At 64.2% G+C, this 13,372-nt stretch carries 13 protein-coding genes; 3 read left to right on the plus strand and 10 right to left on the minus strand.

Translation table 11 applies throughout. The annotated features are described in order from the left end of the window. Positions 1-113 precede the first annotated feature (113 nt). The gene (locus Q7I88_RS05150; RefSeq protein ID WP_305097968.1) at positions 114-2,660 is read right to left on the minus strand and encodes a TonB-dependent receptor; all 2,547 of its coding nucleotides are present in this window, start codon (positions 2,658-2,660) and stop codon (positions 114-116) included. 147 nt (positions 2,661-2,807) lie between these two features. On the opposite strand from Q7I88_RS05150, the gene Q7I88_RS05155 reads away from it, so the two are divergent. Next, entirely contained in the window at positions 2,808-3,710 is a 903-nt protein-coding gene (locus Q7I88_RS05155) for a LysR family transcriptional regulator (RefSeq protein ID WP_305097969.1), read from the plus strand. Here the strand turns inward: Q7I88_RS05155 and Q7I88_RS05160 are convergent. From Q7I88_RS05160 to Q7I88_RS05170, 3 genes are read right to left on the minus strand one after another with little or no spacing between them, the layout of a single operon-like run. Then, positions 3,700-4,833 carry an amidohydrolase family protein gene (locus tag Q7I88_RS05160; RefSeq protein WP_305097970.1) on the minus strand — a complete coding sequence of 378 codons (1,134 nt, stop codon included), beginning with the start codon at positions 4,831-4,833 and terminating at the stop codon, positions 3,700-3,702. The genes Q7I88_RS05155 and Q7I88_RS05160 overlap by 11 nt on opposite strands. Continuing rightward, entirely contained in the window at positions 4,833-5,294 is a 462-nt protein-coding gene (locus Q7I88_RS05165) for a nuclear transport factor 2 family protein (RefSeq protein WP_305097971.1), read from the minus strand. Before Q7I88_RS05165 ends, Q7I88_RS05160 begins: the two co-directional genes overlap by 1 nt. Next, positions 5,291-5,986, minus strand: a complete 696-nt coding sequence (locus Q7I88_RS05170) for a nuclear transport factor 2 family protein (RefSeq protein WP_305097972.1) — start codon at positions 5,984-5,986, stop codon at positions 5,291-5,293. The genes Q7I88_RS05165 and Q7I88_RS05170 overlap by 4 nt, the downstream gene beginning before the upstream one ends. A gap of 73 nt (positions 5,987-6,059) precedes the next feature. Between Q7I88_RS05170 and Q7I88_RS05175 the strand changes: the two genes are divergently transcribed. Continuing rightward, positions 6,060-6,989 carry an SDR family NAD(P)-dependent oxidoreductase gene (locus Q7I88_RS05175; protein WP_305097973.1) on the plus strand — a complete coding sequence of 310 codons (930 nt, stop codon included), beginning with the start codon at positions 6,060-6,062 and terminating at the stop codon, positions 6,987-6,989. Between the two features lie 54 nt (positions 6,990-7,043). Further along, positions 7,044-7,919 carry a dienelactone hydrolase family protein gene (locus tag Q7I88_RS05180; RefSeq protein ID WP_305097974.1) on the plus strand — a complete coding sequence of 292 codons (876 nt, stop codon included), beginning with the start codon at positions 7,044-7,046 and terminating at the stop codon, positions 7,917-7,919. A gap of 285 nt (positions 7,920-8,204) precedes the next feature. On the opposite strand, the gene Q7I88_RS05185 is transcribed toward Q7I88_RS05180, so the two are convergent. The 6 genes from Q7I88_RS05185 to Q7I88_RS05210 all read right to left on the minus strand — a co-directional run bounded on the left by Q7I88_RS05185 (position 8,205) and on the right by Q7I88_RS05210 (position 13,372). After that, positions 8,205-9,143 carry a dienelactone hydrolase family protein gene (locus Q7I88_RS05185; RefSeq protein ID WP_305097975.1) on the minus strand — a complete coding sequence of 313 codons (939 nt, stop codon included), beginning with the start codon at positions 9,141-9,143 and terminating at the stop codon, positions 8,205-8,207. 22 nt (positions 9,144-9,165) lie between these two features. Next, a complete protein-coding gene (locus Q7I88_RS05190) occupies positions 9,166-9,969 on the minus strand; it encodes a CmcJ/NvfI family oxidoreductase (RefSeq protein WP_305097976.1) in 804 nt (267 codons plus the stop codon). Next, positions 9,966-10,958: an aldo/keto reductase gene (locus tag Q7I88_RS05195; RefSeq protein WP_305097977.1), complete on the minus strand. Its 993-nt coding sequence runs from the start codon at positions 10,956-10,958 to the stop codon at positions 9,966-9,968. Before Q7I88_RS05195 ends, Q7I88_RS05190 begins: the two co-directional genes overlap by 4 nt. A gap of 17 nt (positions 10,959-10,975) precedes the next feature. Further along, positions 10,976-11,344 carry a hypothetical protein gene (locus tag Q7I88_RS05200; RefSeq protein ID WP_305097978.1) on the minus strand — a complete coding sequence of 123 codons (369 nt, stop codon included), beginning with the start codon at positions 11,342-11,344 and terminating at the stop codon, positions 10,976-10,978. A gap of 77 nt (positions 11,345-11,421) precedes the next feature. Then, the gene (locus tag Q7I88_RS05205; RefSeq protein ID WP_305097979.1) at positions 11,422-12,381 is read right to left on the minus strand and encodes a Gfo/Idh/MocA family oxidoreductase; all 960 of its coding nucleotides are present in this window, start codon (positions 12,379-12,381) and stop codon (positions 11,422-11,424) included. A gap of 79 nt (positions 12,382-12,460) precedes the next feature. After that, the gene (locus Q7I88_RS05210) at positions 12,461-13,372 is read right to left on the minus strand and encodes a class III extradiol dioxygenase subunit beta (protein WP_305097980.1); all 912 of its coding nucleotides are present in this window, start codon (positions 13,370-13,372) and stop codon (positions 12,461-12,463) included.

Raw genomic sequence — 13,372 nt, forward strand, 5'->3', positions numbered from 1 at the left:
TGACCAAGCTGATTGTATCGGTCGTTAGGATTTTTGGCCGATGTGTTGCGGACATGCAAAAAGGGCGACCCTGCGGGCCGCCCTTTTCGGTTCGACGGGTGACTGCTTAACCGTCAGAATTCCTTCTTGACGGTCAGAGCCCACTCGCGCGGACGGGCCGGAGCAACGATACGACCGCCGTTGTTGTTGCGCTGATCGAAGACCGAGTAGAAGTAGTACTCGTCGGTCAGGTTTGTCACCTCGAGCGCGACCGAGAGGTCCCGCTCCTCGTTCCGCCAGGTCAGGCGGGCGTTCACCGTGGTGAAACTCGGCAGGTATTGGGCGAGGCGGTTCACACCGGTTCCGTCGAAGCCGGAGAAGGTCTCGTCCTGATAGGCGACGTCGACGCGCGGCGTCAGCGACCCAGCGCTGGCCAAGTCGATGTCGTACTGGATGCCGGCCGAGGCTTTCCACTTGGGCATGCCGGTGCCCGGATCGGTCGGAAGGATGCCCGTACCTGGAACCACGTAGGTGTACTTGAAATCGAGATAGCTGATCGCACCGTCGAGGCGCAGCCCGTCGACCGGCTCTGCATTCATTTCGGCTTCGAGGCCCCGGATCCGGGCATCGCCTCCGTTGATCCGGCAGGCTGACGGAGTCGCGTAGGCCGAAAGTTCAGGCGGCAGCGGACAGGGGCTGACGGACTGCTGGATCGATTTGTATTCGTTTTGGAAGGCCGAAACGTTCAGGCGCAGCCGGCGATCGAAGAGGTCCGATTTCACGCCGACTTCGTAAGCGGTAAGCGTTTCCGGGTCGAACGACAGCAGCTGGAAGGCGTTGAAGGGCCGCGGGTTGGAGCCGCCCCCTTTGAAGCCCGTCGCCACGGAGGCGTAAACCAGGAACTGTTCGTTGATGCGATAGTCGAGCGCGACACGCCAGTCGACCTTGTCGCCCTTGTACTTGGCGACGCTCCCGGTCAGAGCTTTGACGATCTCGGTGGTGTCGCCGTCGCCGTCGGAGTCGTTTGTATCCGGCCCTTCGTAACCCGCGCCATACGCCACGCCGACCGGATCGAGGAAGCCGTTGATCGTGCCATCCAGGTTGTAGCGGAAATAGTTCTGATCTTTGGTTTCCTTGGTGTAGCGGACGCCGGCGTTCAGGTTCAGGTCGGGAACGATTTCCCAGCCGATGTTCGCGAAGACCGCCTTGGCATCGGCGTTGATGTGATCGGGCTGCCGGAACTGCAGCGGATAGGGCGGGATATAGCGCAGATCCTGGATCGAATCGTACACCGAGCCCTGTTCGAAGTAGTAGCCGCCCACCGTCACGAAGACGGTGTCGGTGGCTTCCCAGTTGGCCCGCAGTTCCTGGCTGAAGCTCCAGTTCGACAGGTTGTTGATGCCGAAGCCGGTGCGGGCGGGCGACAGGTCCCCATCGGCCGTGAAATGCGTATCGAACTCGCGGTAGCCGGTGATCGAAGTCACCTGGACGGTGTCGCTCAGCTCGAGGTTGGCCTGCCCCGAGACGCCCCACCCGCGGTATTTGGTGCGGTTGGAGTCTTCGACCGCCGCCAGTGCAAGGCCGTTGGCACCCGGGATGCCGCCCACGAATACTCCGGCCGCCTGGCCATCGACCTGGAAGTTGCACCATTTGCCGCAGATGAAGCGGTTGTCGAACGGCAGGCCGCTCGGCGTCGCCACGTTCGGGCTGCTCTTGGTACGGGTCGCCTGAAGGACCTGGCCCGCGCCGGTGCGGTCGTCGTCGGTATAATCGCCGATGATGGTGAAATCGAACTTGTCCGAAGGCTCGAAGCGCAGGATCGCCCGGCCGGCCTGGTAGTTCACGCCGCCGAGCTTGGCGACGCGGCAGCTGTCGTTGAAGACCCGGGCCGGCTCACCGCCGGCCGGGTTGACCGGCATGGTGACGCCGGTATCGCTGTTGACGAACGTGGCGCTACCGCCGGCGGGATAAACGCAGCCGAAATCGAGCTGGTCGATATAGCCATCCTGCCGCTTGGCCACGCCCGAAATGCGCGCGAAGATCTTGTCGGTCAGCGCGAAGTCGGCAGCGGCACGCACCGAGATCTTGTTGCGCGAGCCGTAACTCCCTTCGACGAACCCGCTGTTGGTCCCGTTTGGCATTTTCGAATACATCTTGATCGCGCCGCCGATCGAGTTGCGCCCGGACAAGGTCCCCTGCGGGCCGCGCAGGATTTCGACCCGGTCGAGGTCGAGCGTGTCGAAGATCGCCCCGGTTAGCGAAGGATAGTAGATGTCGTCGATGTAGATGCCGACGCCGGGCTCGTAAGCGGGGTTGAAGTCGTTCTGGCCGATGCCGCGGATCGACGCCGTGACCGAAGGCCCGTAGGCGGCGGTTTGCGGCCTGATCTGCACGTTCGGTGCCTGGTCGGCGACTTGCGCCAGATCGGTCTGGCTCTTGGCCTCCATCGTCGCAGCGTTGACGGCGGTGATCGCCAGCGGCGTGTCTTGCAGGTTCTGTTCGCGGAACTGGGCGGTAACGATGATTTCGCCGCCGGCCACAGCCGGCTGGGACGATTCTGTATTCTGATTGTCGGCCTCGTCCTGCGCCGCGGCCGGCTGGGCCACGAGCGCCAGCGTCGATGCGCTGAGCGCAAGAAGTGCTCGTGCGGACGAGCTGCGTCGATTGAAAAAGCGCGCCATAATTCCCTCTCCCTTGAGCCGCAGCAGTATGATTCCGCCGCTAGTTCGTATGTATTGCTTACAGTCTCGGTTTTGCGGCGCATCGAGGGTGAAAAGCAACGCCACTACAGGCTATCACAGTGATAACCATTCGGCTATCGTCGGTCCGTGCCCACGACTCGCCAACTCGAGCTTTTCATCACAGTAGCCGATGCCGGCAGCATGCGACGCGCAGCTGACAGGCTGGGCATCTCCCAACCATCGATAAGCAAGCAAATCAAGGCGCTCGAACGGGATGTCGGCGCTGAGCTGATCGTGCGCACGCGGGGCGGGCGTGCCGTCCTGTCGCGCTTTGGCGAGGAGTTGCTGGAGGACGCCCGCAAGAGCGTCGATATGAACAGGCGAATCCGCAACCGCTCGCGCAACAGCCAGGTCGACAAGCCGCGCATCTTCTTGCGCGACTATTTGCTCAGCGTGATAAAGGCCCGCTTCGCAGAATTCGTCGCGGCGGGTCTGGCGCGCGACACCCAATTCATTGTCAGCGAAGATCCTGCGCAATCGATGGCTCGCGACGGCAGCGGCGGCGACGCTTTTGCAGTCTTCGGCTCGCTGCATCTTCCCGCGGAACGAAACCAGGTCAGCCATGTCGTGCTAGAACAATCGTGTTCGATCTACGCCGCGCCCCACGTGGCCCGCGACCTCGCAAGCGGCCGCCTGGCGATAACCGAATTAAAGACACTGTTTCCAGCCGAGGAATTCAAACTTACGCCGTGGTTGGAGAGGATGTTCGAGCGCGCCGGCGCGAAGCAGGACAATTACGAATATGGCAGCCACTTCATCGATCTGGTGATGGACCGGGTTGCGGCGGGCGAGGGCATTTCGATCTTCATGGACATGCATGCTCACCACATGGTCGAGGCGGGCAAACTGGTGGCGGTGCAGCCCTGTCAGGAATCGCTCCTGCTGGTGATTCTCGCCGACCAAGCGGTGCAGGCCGCGACCTTTGCTCAGGTCTGCCGCGCCATGCAGCCGCTTCGAACCACGCGCTTCGATCCCTGGTCTAAGTCTTGATGCGGAAGACGCGCCGCGCGTTGTCCTCCATCAGCAATTTCTTGTCCTCCGCGCTCATCTGCATGCGATCGTAGGCCGCCACCTCGTCGGAGGATTGCTGGTACGGATAATCCATGGCGTAGAGCACACGATCGGCGCCCATCACCTCCTGGCAGAACCTGATCGCCGGCTCCCATCCCACGCCGCTGGTGGTGATCCATATGTTGTTATGAAAGTAATAGCTGACCGGGTGCTTCAGCTTCACCGGCGGCTGGCCGCCCCGCAGGCCTGCACGGTTGTCGGCGTTTCCTTGCATCCAGTCGAAGCGGTAGAGGTGCAGCGGCATGCATTCGCCGAGGTGGCCGATGACCAGCCGCAGCTTGGGGAAGCGGTCGAAGGCGCCGGAAAAGATCAGCCCCATCGTGTGCAGCCAGACATCGTGCGGAAAGCCGCCGAGTGCACCGAAGAACCCGCGAGTCTCGTAGTGCGGCGCGTTGAACGGCGCTGTGGGGTGGATATAGAGCGCGCCGTCGTTCGCCTCGATCGCCTCGAGGATCGGCCAGTAATCCTGCTCGTCGATGTAATGGCCCTGCCAGTGCGAGTTGAGTACCGCGCCGCTCAGGCCGAGCGTGGCCATCGCCCGGTCGATCTCCCTGACCGAACCGGCGACGTCGCGCGGATCGAAGGCGGCCAGCGCGCTGAACCGGTCGGGATGGTTGCGGCAGGCCTCGGCAGCGATGTCGTTGGCTTCGCGCGCCAGCGCCGTGCCTTCGCCGGGCCGAACTACCTGCACCCCCGGCGCGGTCAGCAGCAGGAGCTGCCGGTCGATGCCGTATTCGTCCATGTGCGATAAGCGCAGATCGCCGAGGTCCTGCAGCATCTCCTGCAGGCTCGGCATGCGGCTGAACATGCCGGCCATCTTGAGCGAATCGTCGCCCGGCGCATCGCCGCTCTCGAAGTAGTCGACTTGCGCCTTGACCAGAGCCGGGAAGGTCCAGGCTTCTTCCGTGGCGATGCGTTTGTAGGGGGCTCCGCGATCGACGTGGCCGGCGCGCGGGGCGAGGCCGACGCGGGTGCGCACCGAGAAGTCTTCCTTGAAGTGGCCCTTGAGGCCGAATTCGCTGCCGTCTTCGAGCTTGGGCATCAGAACATTCCGTTTTGGTTCTTGCACTTCGCCGGGTCGGGCACCTCCTGCATCACGTCCCAGTGCTCGACGACGTAGCCGTTCTCGATGCGCAGCAGGTCGACGATGGCGTAGCCGCGCGTGCCCGCCTCGCGCATGAAGTGGAAGTGGACCGCGACCAGGTCGGCATCGCCCCAGACCACGCGCTTCACCTCGTGGCTGAGGTCGGGCAGACGCGCCATGCTCGCCTGCATCATCGCCAGCGTCGCGTCGCGTCCGGTCGGGGCGTTCGGGTTATGCTGGATGTAGTCGGGGTGCATCCAGCAGGTGAACGCGTCGGTCGGATTGTCCTCGACGTAAAACAGCTGGATGAACCGCTCGGCCACCTGGCGGGTGGTCAGCTTATCGCGGCCATTCGTGTCGCGGGGGTCGAAGGGGGGCGAGTCGATGTCCCAAGGCAGCGCCCCCGCCGCAGGTTTCACTTTTCCTGGCCCGCCAGCATTGCGCCGAACTTGGGATGCGCGAAATGCATCGGCACGTCCTGGCGATAGGGCCAGGTCTTGCGGTGCTCGCTTTCGGGCAGCAGCCGGTCAGGGCCGAGCGGATCTTCGGGCCAGGTCTTTTCCGCCGGCTGCAGGTGCGCGGTGGTGTGCGCCCAACCTTCCTCGTAATTCGCCTGCCACTGCATCATGTAGTCGAGCCGCTTGATCTTCCAGACGCCGTTTTCGCGGACGTAGTCGTTCTCGTAGATGCCCGCTTCGAGGAACTGCTGCGGCATCATCTCCTCGCGGGTTTCCTGGAAATCGTCGTGCCAGCCGCCGAGTAGGATGCCGTGGAAGCGCCCCTTGGCGGTCTGCCGGTCCGGCGCGACGGTGATGATGTCCTGCATCTGGAAGTGGTCGAGAAGCAGGCCGTTCACCGGACCCGGGCGGCCCCCGGTGAATCGTCCGGCGATCCAATCGCCGTAGAGCCGCTTGACGCCCTTGTGACCGACGTATTCGCCCGAGAGGAACACCACTGCGCCATCCTCGGCGAAGAGCTCGGCGACCTCGTCCGGGCGGTTGAAATCGATGTAGTAGCCGTAGGCCCAGTGCAGGCGGCGAATGGCCTGGATATCCTCCAACACGCCGACCTTCTGCTCCAGCTCCGCGAGGCGGGCTTCGACGTCACTCATTCTCGACTCTCCCAACAAACTTTGTATGCAACCCTAACGAACGATACGATTTTGGGTAGAGGAAAGTCCGGACATGAGCGAGCAACCGAGCGGCTGGGAAGGGCGTGTCGCCTTCATCACCGGGGCGGTCACGGGTATCGGGCTGGGCACGGCGCAGGCCTTCGCCGACGCGGGCATGAAGCTGGCGCTGAGCTATCGCAACGAGGACGACAGGGCAGCGACCGAGGCGTGGTTCGAGAGCAAGGGTTACGACCAGCCGCTCTACCTCAAGCTCGACGTGACCGACCGCGCGCGCTTTGCCGAAGTCGCCGACGAGGTGGTCGACCGCTATGGCGAGGCCCACGTGCTGGTGAACAATGCCGGAGTCTCGGTGTTCGGGCCGACCGACGAGGCCACCTACGACGACTACGACTGGATCATGGGCGTCAACTTCGGCGGAGTGGTCAACGGGCTTGTCAGTTTCCTGCCAAAGATCAAGGCGAGCAGCGGCCGTCGCCACGTCACCAACGTTGCCAGCATGGCCGCCTTCCTGCCGGGGCCGCAGGCGGGCATCTACACGGCCAGCAAGTTCGCCGTTCGCGGGCTGACCGAAAGCCTGCGCTACAACCTCGTGCCGCAGGGAATCGGCTGCTCGCTATGTTGTCCGGCGCTGACCCGCACCAACGCCTGGACCAGCGCGCTCAAGCGCCCCGACAGCTTCAAGGACACTGGCTTTGCCGAGGCGCGCGAGGGCGAACTCAAGCAGTTCGGCACGGCTTTCGAAGAGGGCATGGATCCTTATGTCGTCGGCTCGAAAATCCTGAAGGGAATGACCAACCAGGACGGCCTCATCCTGACTCACCCCGAGCACGGTCCCGACTTCGAGGAAATCCACGAAAAGCTCATGGCTGCACTGCCGATCGAAGAGGCGCCTCCGGGCCGGCTGCGGATCGAGGAGCTGCGCCGCAAGGCCATGCGCGACGCCGAAGCGGGCCTCAAGATGAAGATGGACGACCTGACCTAGACTCGCGCCCGGCTTGCGCTATCCTCGCCGCGAAACGGGTAGAGGAGACAGGCGATGTGTGAACTCGATCAACTCGACGCAATGGGCCCGAAGCGCGGCCTCAGCCGCCGCCAGTTCACGGCGATGGGGGCGGCCGGCGTGGCCGCGGCTGCCTGCGCGCCGACCGGCGGCGTGAAGGCGCAGGACGGGCTGGTCGAAAACATGGTCACCTTCGATGCGCCTGGCGGCACGATGGACGGCTTCTTCGTTCACCCGGCGCAGGGCAAGCATCCCGGTGTAATCATGTGGCCCGACATCGCCGGCCTGCGCGATGCCAAGAAGGCCATGGCGCGGCGGCTCGCCGATGCCGGCTATGCGGTCTTCGTAGCCAATCCCTATTACCGAAGCGTCGCGGGCGAGCAATTTGCCGACTTCGAGGCTTTCCGCGCCGCCGATGGCTTTAAGAAGGTCGGGCCGTGGATGGCCAAGAACACGCCCGACGCCGCCATGGAAACTGCCAAGGCGGTGGTTGCTTGGCTCGACGCGCAGGACGCCGTCGATACCGCCAAGGGCGTCGGCAACCAGGGTTACTGCATGACTGGCGGATGGACCATCATGACCGCGGCGGCCGTGCCGGAGCGGGTCAAGGCCGCCTGCAGCTTCCACGGTGCAGGTCTGGTGAGCGACGAACCGCATGCGCCGGTCAACTTGCTCGACGACATGGCGGCGGACTCCAAGGCGCTCATCTGCATCGCCAAGAACGACGACGCGCGCGCGCCGACCGACAAGGAAAAGCTGAAGGAAGCCGGCGAGAAGGCGGCCGCCGAGGTCTCGGTCGAAGTGTACGGCGGCGATCATGGTTGGACCGTGCTCGACAGCCCGGTCTACGATCGGGCCGAGGCGGAGCGCGCCTGGGCCAACATGCTGGAGACCTACAAGACCTTCCTCTGAGCGCTCGCAGTGCCGCAGGCGCGGCTGTCTACGGCACTGACCACCCCGAAACCAAGCCCGGACGCAAAAGGGGCGGCCCTTTCAGGGCCGCCCCGCTTGAAATCGTGCGATCGGCCACCGAGGGGCCGGAACCGAGGGACCTATTGGCCCCGAGCCTCCGGTGACAGGGCGAGAATCGTGCGGCGCTGGTTAAAACCGCCATACCATTCATGGTTACCATGGGGTTACCCATCGATTCGCGCGGCTGGAGCGCGAAAGCGGGGTGAAACGAATCTCCCGCCTCTCTTAGAGTCCGTTCTTGCGCTCGATGGTCACGTCCGAATCGCGGCACCATTTGCCCTGCGGGCAAGCAAAGGCGGCCTTTGCCGCAGAGTCGCCGCGCAACTGCCAAAGCAGCCAGTCCACTACGATCGCCGCCCCCTTGCCGCCGTTCGGCTGGTTATAGGTGCCGCCGTGGCCGGTCGGGATGTTGACGAGCATCGCCGGGACGTTTTCGATCCGGGCGAAGTCGTCGGTGCCGTTGCCATAGGCGATGTCGCTCGGTCCGCCGAGGAGATAGAGCACCGGGGAATGCAGCACTCTGAGCTGGTCCTTCGACATGTTCATTTCCATGAACGGGCTGGGCTCCGAGAAGATGCCGCTGTTCTGCACGATCATCGTGTCGACCCGCGGATCGTCCGCCAGCCGAAGAGCCTGGATGCCGCCGCAGCTATAGCCGGCCAGTGCGATCGCATCGGGGTCGATGAGGCCAACGTAACGGCTGCCCGAGCGGCCGTTCTCGGCCATCGCCCAGTCGAGTGCATAGGCTAGGTCGGTCGCGCTGGTCGGCGAATCGGTCGAATCCTTGGGCCGAACGGCCGTGCGCGCGACCTTCGCGTTGGGACCGCTCTGCCAGGTGCCCGGCGCTATGGCGAGGAACCCGTGGCTGGCGATCTCGGCCAATTGCTGCCGGGCGCTGGTCGCGTCCGCGGCGCAGGCGCCGTTACCCCACACGAACACGCCGAGCTTCTCCGAGGAAAACGGCGTCAGGTCCGCGGGGCGATAGACCACGTACCCAGGCAGGTCGGGATCGATTTCCATGATTGCGGGGTAAGGGCCGGTTCCAGGCGTGTCCGGCACCTTGTCCGCCGCGGCCATCATTTTCGCGGCGTCCGATTGCGGCCCCGTAGCGCAGCCGCCGGCGGCAAGGACCAGTGCGGCGCCGAGTGCGAGGCGTTTCAGCATCGTTTTCCCTCCCAGGTTCGGCTCATTCGTACCAGTAGCACGTGCCGCGCATTTCCAGGCTCACGCGCGGCGGGGCATCGGGCCCGGCGAGCGGATTGTCGAAGGCCCCGTGCGGCATCAGCTGGGCGCGCGCCGGGTCGCTTTCGCTGGTCTTGAAAACGATCGCCTCGTCGGGCCGCATGTCGGAATAGTAGAACCACTCGTGCGTCGGATTGGCGGCCAGCAGGTAGTTGCCGAAGCTCCATTCGGGGCTCCCGTCGAGCGGGTCGAAAATCGCGTCGCACTCTATGAGGTCCTCCTCGGCGACGCTGGGGTAGGCGCACAGGCCGAGCGGCACGTCCTGCGTCCCGCCGGCGAGCGAGCGCCACACGTTATACTGGGCGCTGCGGACCGGCGTCTTGCCCTCCGGCGCACCGCGGTCGCGCATCGCCCTAGCGGCCTCCTTCGACATGTCGACATGGACGAAGCGCGCCGGATGCGAATTGTCGTGTTCGGCATTGGCGCCGCTCTTTTCGGAGAAGCGCAGAATGCCCATCGGCGTCATCACCACTTCGTCGCATCCCGTCAATCGCTCGAGCAAGTCGGCTATCTCGCTGCGGTGCACATTGGCCACCTGATCGAGATCGGTCAGGTCGGCCACCGCGCTCTTGTGCTCCACCAGCGCGAAACCCTCACGGTCGAGACCGGCATCGATGTCGCGCGCGTCGCGGATCGTCACCTCTGCCGGCTTCAGCGGCACGAAGTCCTTCTCGTGCGCGTTGGCGTAGAAGTACGGCTTCTGCTCGGTGCGTTCGGAATATCCGATCGCCGCCTTCACGTCTTTCATGCGTCCTCGAACTCCTCGGTGTCGATCGTCGGCCTGATCGCTTCGTGATAGCGATGCCCGCGCACCGTGTCGTGATTGATAATGCACCCGGCCTCCGCGATCGCCTCGGCGGGTATCGCCAGGTCGGCGGCGGCATAGTTTTCTTCGAGGTGCGCGACGCTTGTCGTGCCCGGAATGACGTGACAGTTGCTGCCCTGCTCGAGCACCCAGCGGAGCGCCAGCTGCGCCGGGGTCACGCCGTGATCCGCAGCGAGTGCGGCGAGCCGCTCGACGAGCTTGAGGTTGTGCGGCCAGTTGTCGGCGTCGAATCGCGGCATCTTGGTGCGCAGATCCTTGTCCTCCAGCCTCGATGGGTCCTTGAGAACGCCGCCAAATGCGCCGCGGCCGGTCGGGCTGAAGGCAACCAGGGCGATGCCGAGTTCCTTCGTCGCCTCGAGCACTCCTATCTCGACGTTGCGGGTCCATAGCGAGTATTCTGGCTGCACCGCAGCCATGGGATGCACCGCGTGCGCTTCGCGCAGATGCCCCGCGCTCCACTCGCTGACCCCGTAAGCGCCGATCTTGCCCGCCTCGATCGCCCGGACCATCGCGCCGACGCTGTCGGCGATCGGGACTTTGGGATCGAAGCGGTGCATGTAGAAGAGGTCGATGTGATCGGTGCCGAGCCGCTCGAGGCTCGCATCGAGCGAAGCGGCGATCGCAGCCGGGCTGCAATCGACACCGCGTTTCGCCCCATCGACGACGATACCGACCTTGCTGGCAAGGAAGAACTCCCGGCGCCGGTGCATCACCGCCTTCTTCAGCAGAGTCTCGTTCTTGCCGCCGCCGTAGATGTTGGCGGTGTCGAGGTGGTTGTAGCCGATGTCGAGCGCGCGGTTCAGCAGCGCGATGCAGCCGTCTTCGCCGGGCGGGGTGCCGTACGCCCAGGACAAGTTCATGCAGCCGAGTCCGACAGGGTGAAGCGGTCGTCCGGCGATCGTGCGCTGCATGTTCGATAATTCCTTCGTCAGTGGAGTGAAAAGCTCGTCCCGACCCACCGATAGAAGTCGTCCTGCACCGAGTTCAAGCCCTGCGCCGAACGCATGTAGCCCTCGACGTCGTCGTCGATCGACTGCAGACGCCATTTCGCCTGATGGTCCGCCAGGGCCTGGCGCAAGGCGAAGAAGCGCGCGGAAAAATCGTCCCTCAGCGCCGGATCGGTCTGCAGCCGTTCGTCGGTCTTCACGTCCTGCAAGATTTCGAGCATGAGCATCGCATAGCGGCTGCGCAGCCTGACGATCTCGTTCTTGCCATCGGCGTCGCCGGCTTCGGCGAGCGCGCGCATCTTGCGATACATCGTCTCGGCTTCGGCCAGCGTGGAATCCAGCTTCCCCATCGGTCCCTCTCCCCTGATCGACCCCCTTTTCGGAGGTTCTCTCCCGCTATTATGCGGGAATCAAGGTTGGGAAATGGTTACGACCATCCATCCTGCGCTTCGAGGCTCGCCGCCAGCTCGCCGATGACCCGGTAGCAATCCAGCACCTGCGAAACGGAGGAATTGGGTTCGCGCCCTTCGCGGATCGCGGCGATAAACTCGCGGTCTTGCAGTTCGATGCCGTTGTTTGACACCGCTACGCCGGAAAGGTCGATCGGCTCCTCGCGCCCGGTGACGAGATCGTCGTAGCGGGCGATATAGGTCGCGGTGTCGCCGATGTAACGGAAGAAGGTGCCGAGAGGCCCGTCGTTGTTGAAGGACAGCGCGAGCGTGAGGATCTGCCCCGCTTCGGTCTTGAGCTGGATCGACATGTCCATGGCAATGCCGAGTTCCGGATGGCGCGGGCCCTGGATCGCGTTGGCGGTGATGACCTTGCTACCGGTCATGTACTGGAAGATGTCGATGGAGTGCGCCGAGTGATGCCACAGCAGGTGGTCGGTCCAGCTCCGCGGCTCGCCCTTGGCGTTCATGTTCTTGCGGCGGAAGAAGAAGGTCTCGATGTCCATCGCCTGGATGGTGAACTCGCCCGCGTCGATCCTGTTCTTCACATACTGGTGGCTCGGGTTGAAGCGGCGGGTGTGGCCGACCATGCAGACGAGCCCGGTTTCCTTCTGCTTGGCCTCGACGGCCTGAGCGTCGGCCCAGCTGTCGGACAGCGGTATCTCGACCTGCACATGCTTGCCCGCGTCCATGCACTGGATCGCCTGTTCGGCGTGCATCTGGGTCGGCGTGCACAGGATCACCGCATCGACGTCGTCGCGCTCGAGCGCTTCGGCAAGGTCGGTGCCCGAATGCTTCGCGCCGTATTTCTTTGCCACGTCGGCCGCCTGTTCGGCGCGGCGCGAGATGATCGAGGTGATTTCCACCCCGTCGATGTTCTTGAGGCCGTCGAGGTGCTTTTCGCCGAAGGCGCCGGCGCCGGCGAGTGCGATACGCATGGGGTGTCTCCTGTAGCGGTCGTCGTTGGCTGGCCGGGCGCGCGGATCTGCGGCGCCCGACCGGATTTGCGAATGTGGCTCAGGCCGCGTCGGCCAGGCTGTGGCCGCTCATGATCCTGCGCGGTTCGAGCGCCTCGCCCGCGGTGTCCTCCGGCTGGAGGATCAGCGCGCCGAGTGCGGTGTTCGAAGCCGGGATGTGGTAGAAGGTGTAGAGGTCCTTGACCTTGTCCCCCAGCGCACCGCGCATGATCAGCCACATCACCAACTCGATGCCTTCCGACCCGCTTTCGCGCAGATACTGGATATGGGGCATCTTGCTGAGCGTTTCCGGGTCGTTGATCAACTGGTCGATGAAGTTGAGATCGAAGTCCTTGTTGATCAGGCCCGCCCTGGGCCCTTGCAACTGGTGGCTCATCCCGCCGGTGCCCCAAACGTGCACGTTGAGGTCCTCCGGGAAGCTCTCGACCGCCGCCTTGATGCTGTCACCGAGCGCGAAGCAGCGCGCGCCCGACGGTGGCGGATAGGTCACCACGTTGACCGGGAAGGGGATGACCTTGCACGGCCATTCCTTGACGTCGCCGAACATCATCGACAGCGGCACGGTGCAACCGTGGTCGACGTCCATCTGGTTGAAAATGGTCATGTCGAAATCGTCGAGAATCAGGCTCTGGGCGATGTGCCAGGCGAGGTCCGGGTGTCCGATCACGTCGGGCACGGGGCGCGGGCCCCAACCTTCATCGGCCGGGGCGAAGCGCTCGGCGCATCCGATCGCGAAAGTCGGGATTACGTTCATGTCGAATGCCGACGCGTGGTCGTTGTAGACCAGCACAATGACGTCCGGGGTGTTCTCGGGCTTGGCTATCCATTCGCGGATCGGGTCGTACCCGGCGAAGACGGGGCCCCAGTAGTCGTCGCGGTCCTTGCCGGTCTGCATCGCTGCGCCGAGCGCCGGAATGTGGCTCGAGGTGATGCCTGTGGTTACGCGGGCCAT

This window comes from Croceibacterium aestuarii, from assembly GCF_030657335.1.
In the GTDB taxonomy this organism is placed as follows: domain Bacteria; phylum Pseudomonadota; class Alphaproteobacteria; order Sphingomonadales; family Sphingomonadaceae; genus Croceibacterium_B; species Croceibacterium_B aestuarii.

Excerpts from the sequence above, each read along its gene's own strand:
- Q7I88_RS05150 (WP_305097968.1), bottom strand. The coding sequence starts at position 2,660 with ATGGCGCGCTTTTTCAATCGACGCAGCTCGTCCGCACGAGCACTTCTT.
- Q7I88_RS05160 (WP_305097970.1), bottom strand. The coding sequence starts at position 4,833 with ATGCCCAAGCTCGAAGACGGCAGCGAATTCGGCCTCAAGGGCCACTTC.
- Q7I88_RS05170 (WP_305097972.1), bottom strand. The coding sequence starts at position 5,986 with ATGAGTGACGTCGAAGCCCGCCTCGCGGAGCTGGAGCAGAAGGTCGGC.
- Q7I88_RS05175 (WP_305097973.1), top strand. The coding sequence starts at position 6,060 with ATGAGCGAGCAACCGAGCGGCTGGGAAGGGCGTGTCGCCTTCATCACC.
- Q7I88_RS05180 (WP_305097974.1), top strand. The coding sequence starts at position 7,044 with ATGTGTGAACTCGATCAACTCGACGCAATGGGCCCGAAGCGCGGCCTC.
- Q7I88_RS05185 (WP_305097975.1), bottom strand. The coding sequence starts at position 9,143 with ATGCTGAAACGCCTCGCACTCGGCGCCGCACTGGTCCTTGCCGCCGGC.
- Q7I88_RS05190 (WP_305097976.1), bottom strand. The coding sequence starts at position 9,969 with ATGAAAGACGTGAAGGCGGCGATCGGATATTCCGAACGCACCGAGCAG.
- Q7I88_RS05195 (WP_305097977.1), bottom strand. The coding sequence starts at position 10,958 with ATGCAGCGCACGATCGCCGGACGACCGCTTCACCCTGTCGGACTCGGC.
- Q7I88_RS05200 (WP_305097978.1), bottom strand. The coding sequence starts at position 11,344 with ATGGGGAAGCTGGATTCCACGCTGGCCGAAGCCGAGACGATGTATCGC.
- Q7I88_RS05205 (WP_305097979.1), bottom strand. The coding sequence starts at position 12,381 with ATGCGTATCGCACTCGCCGGCGCCGGCGCCTTCGGCGAAAAGCACCTC.
- Q7I88_RS05210 (WP_305097980.1), bottom strand. The coding sequence starts at position 13,372 with ATGGCCCGCGTAACCACAGGCATCACCTCGAGCCACATTCCGGCGCTC.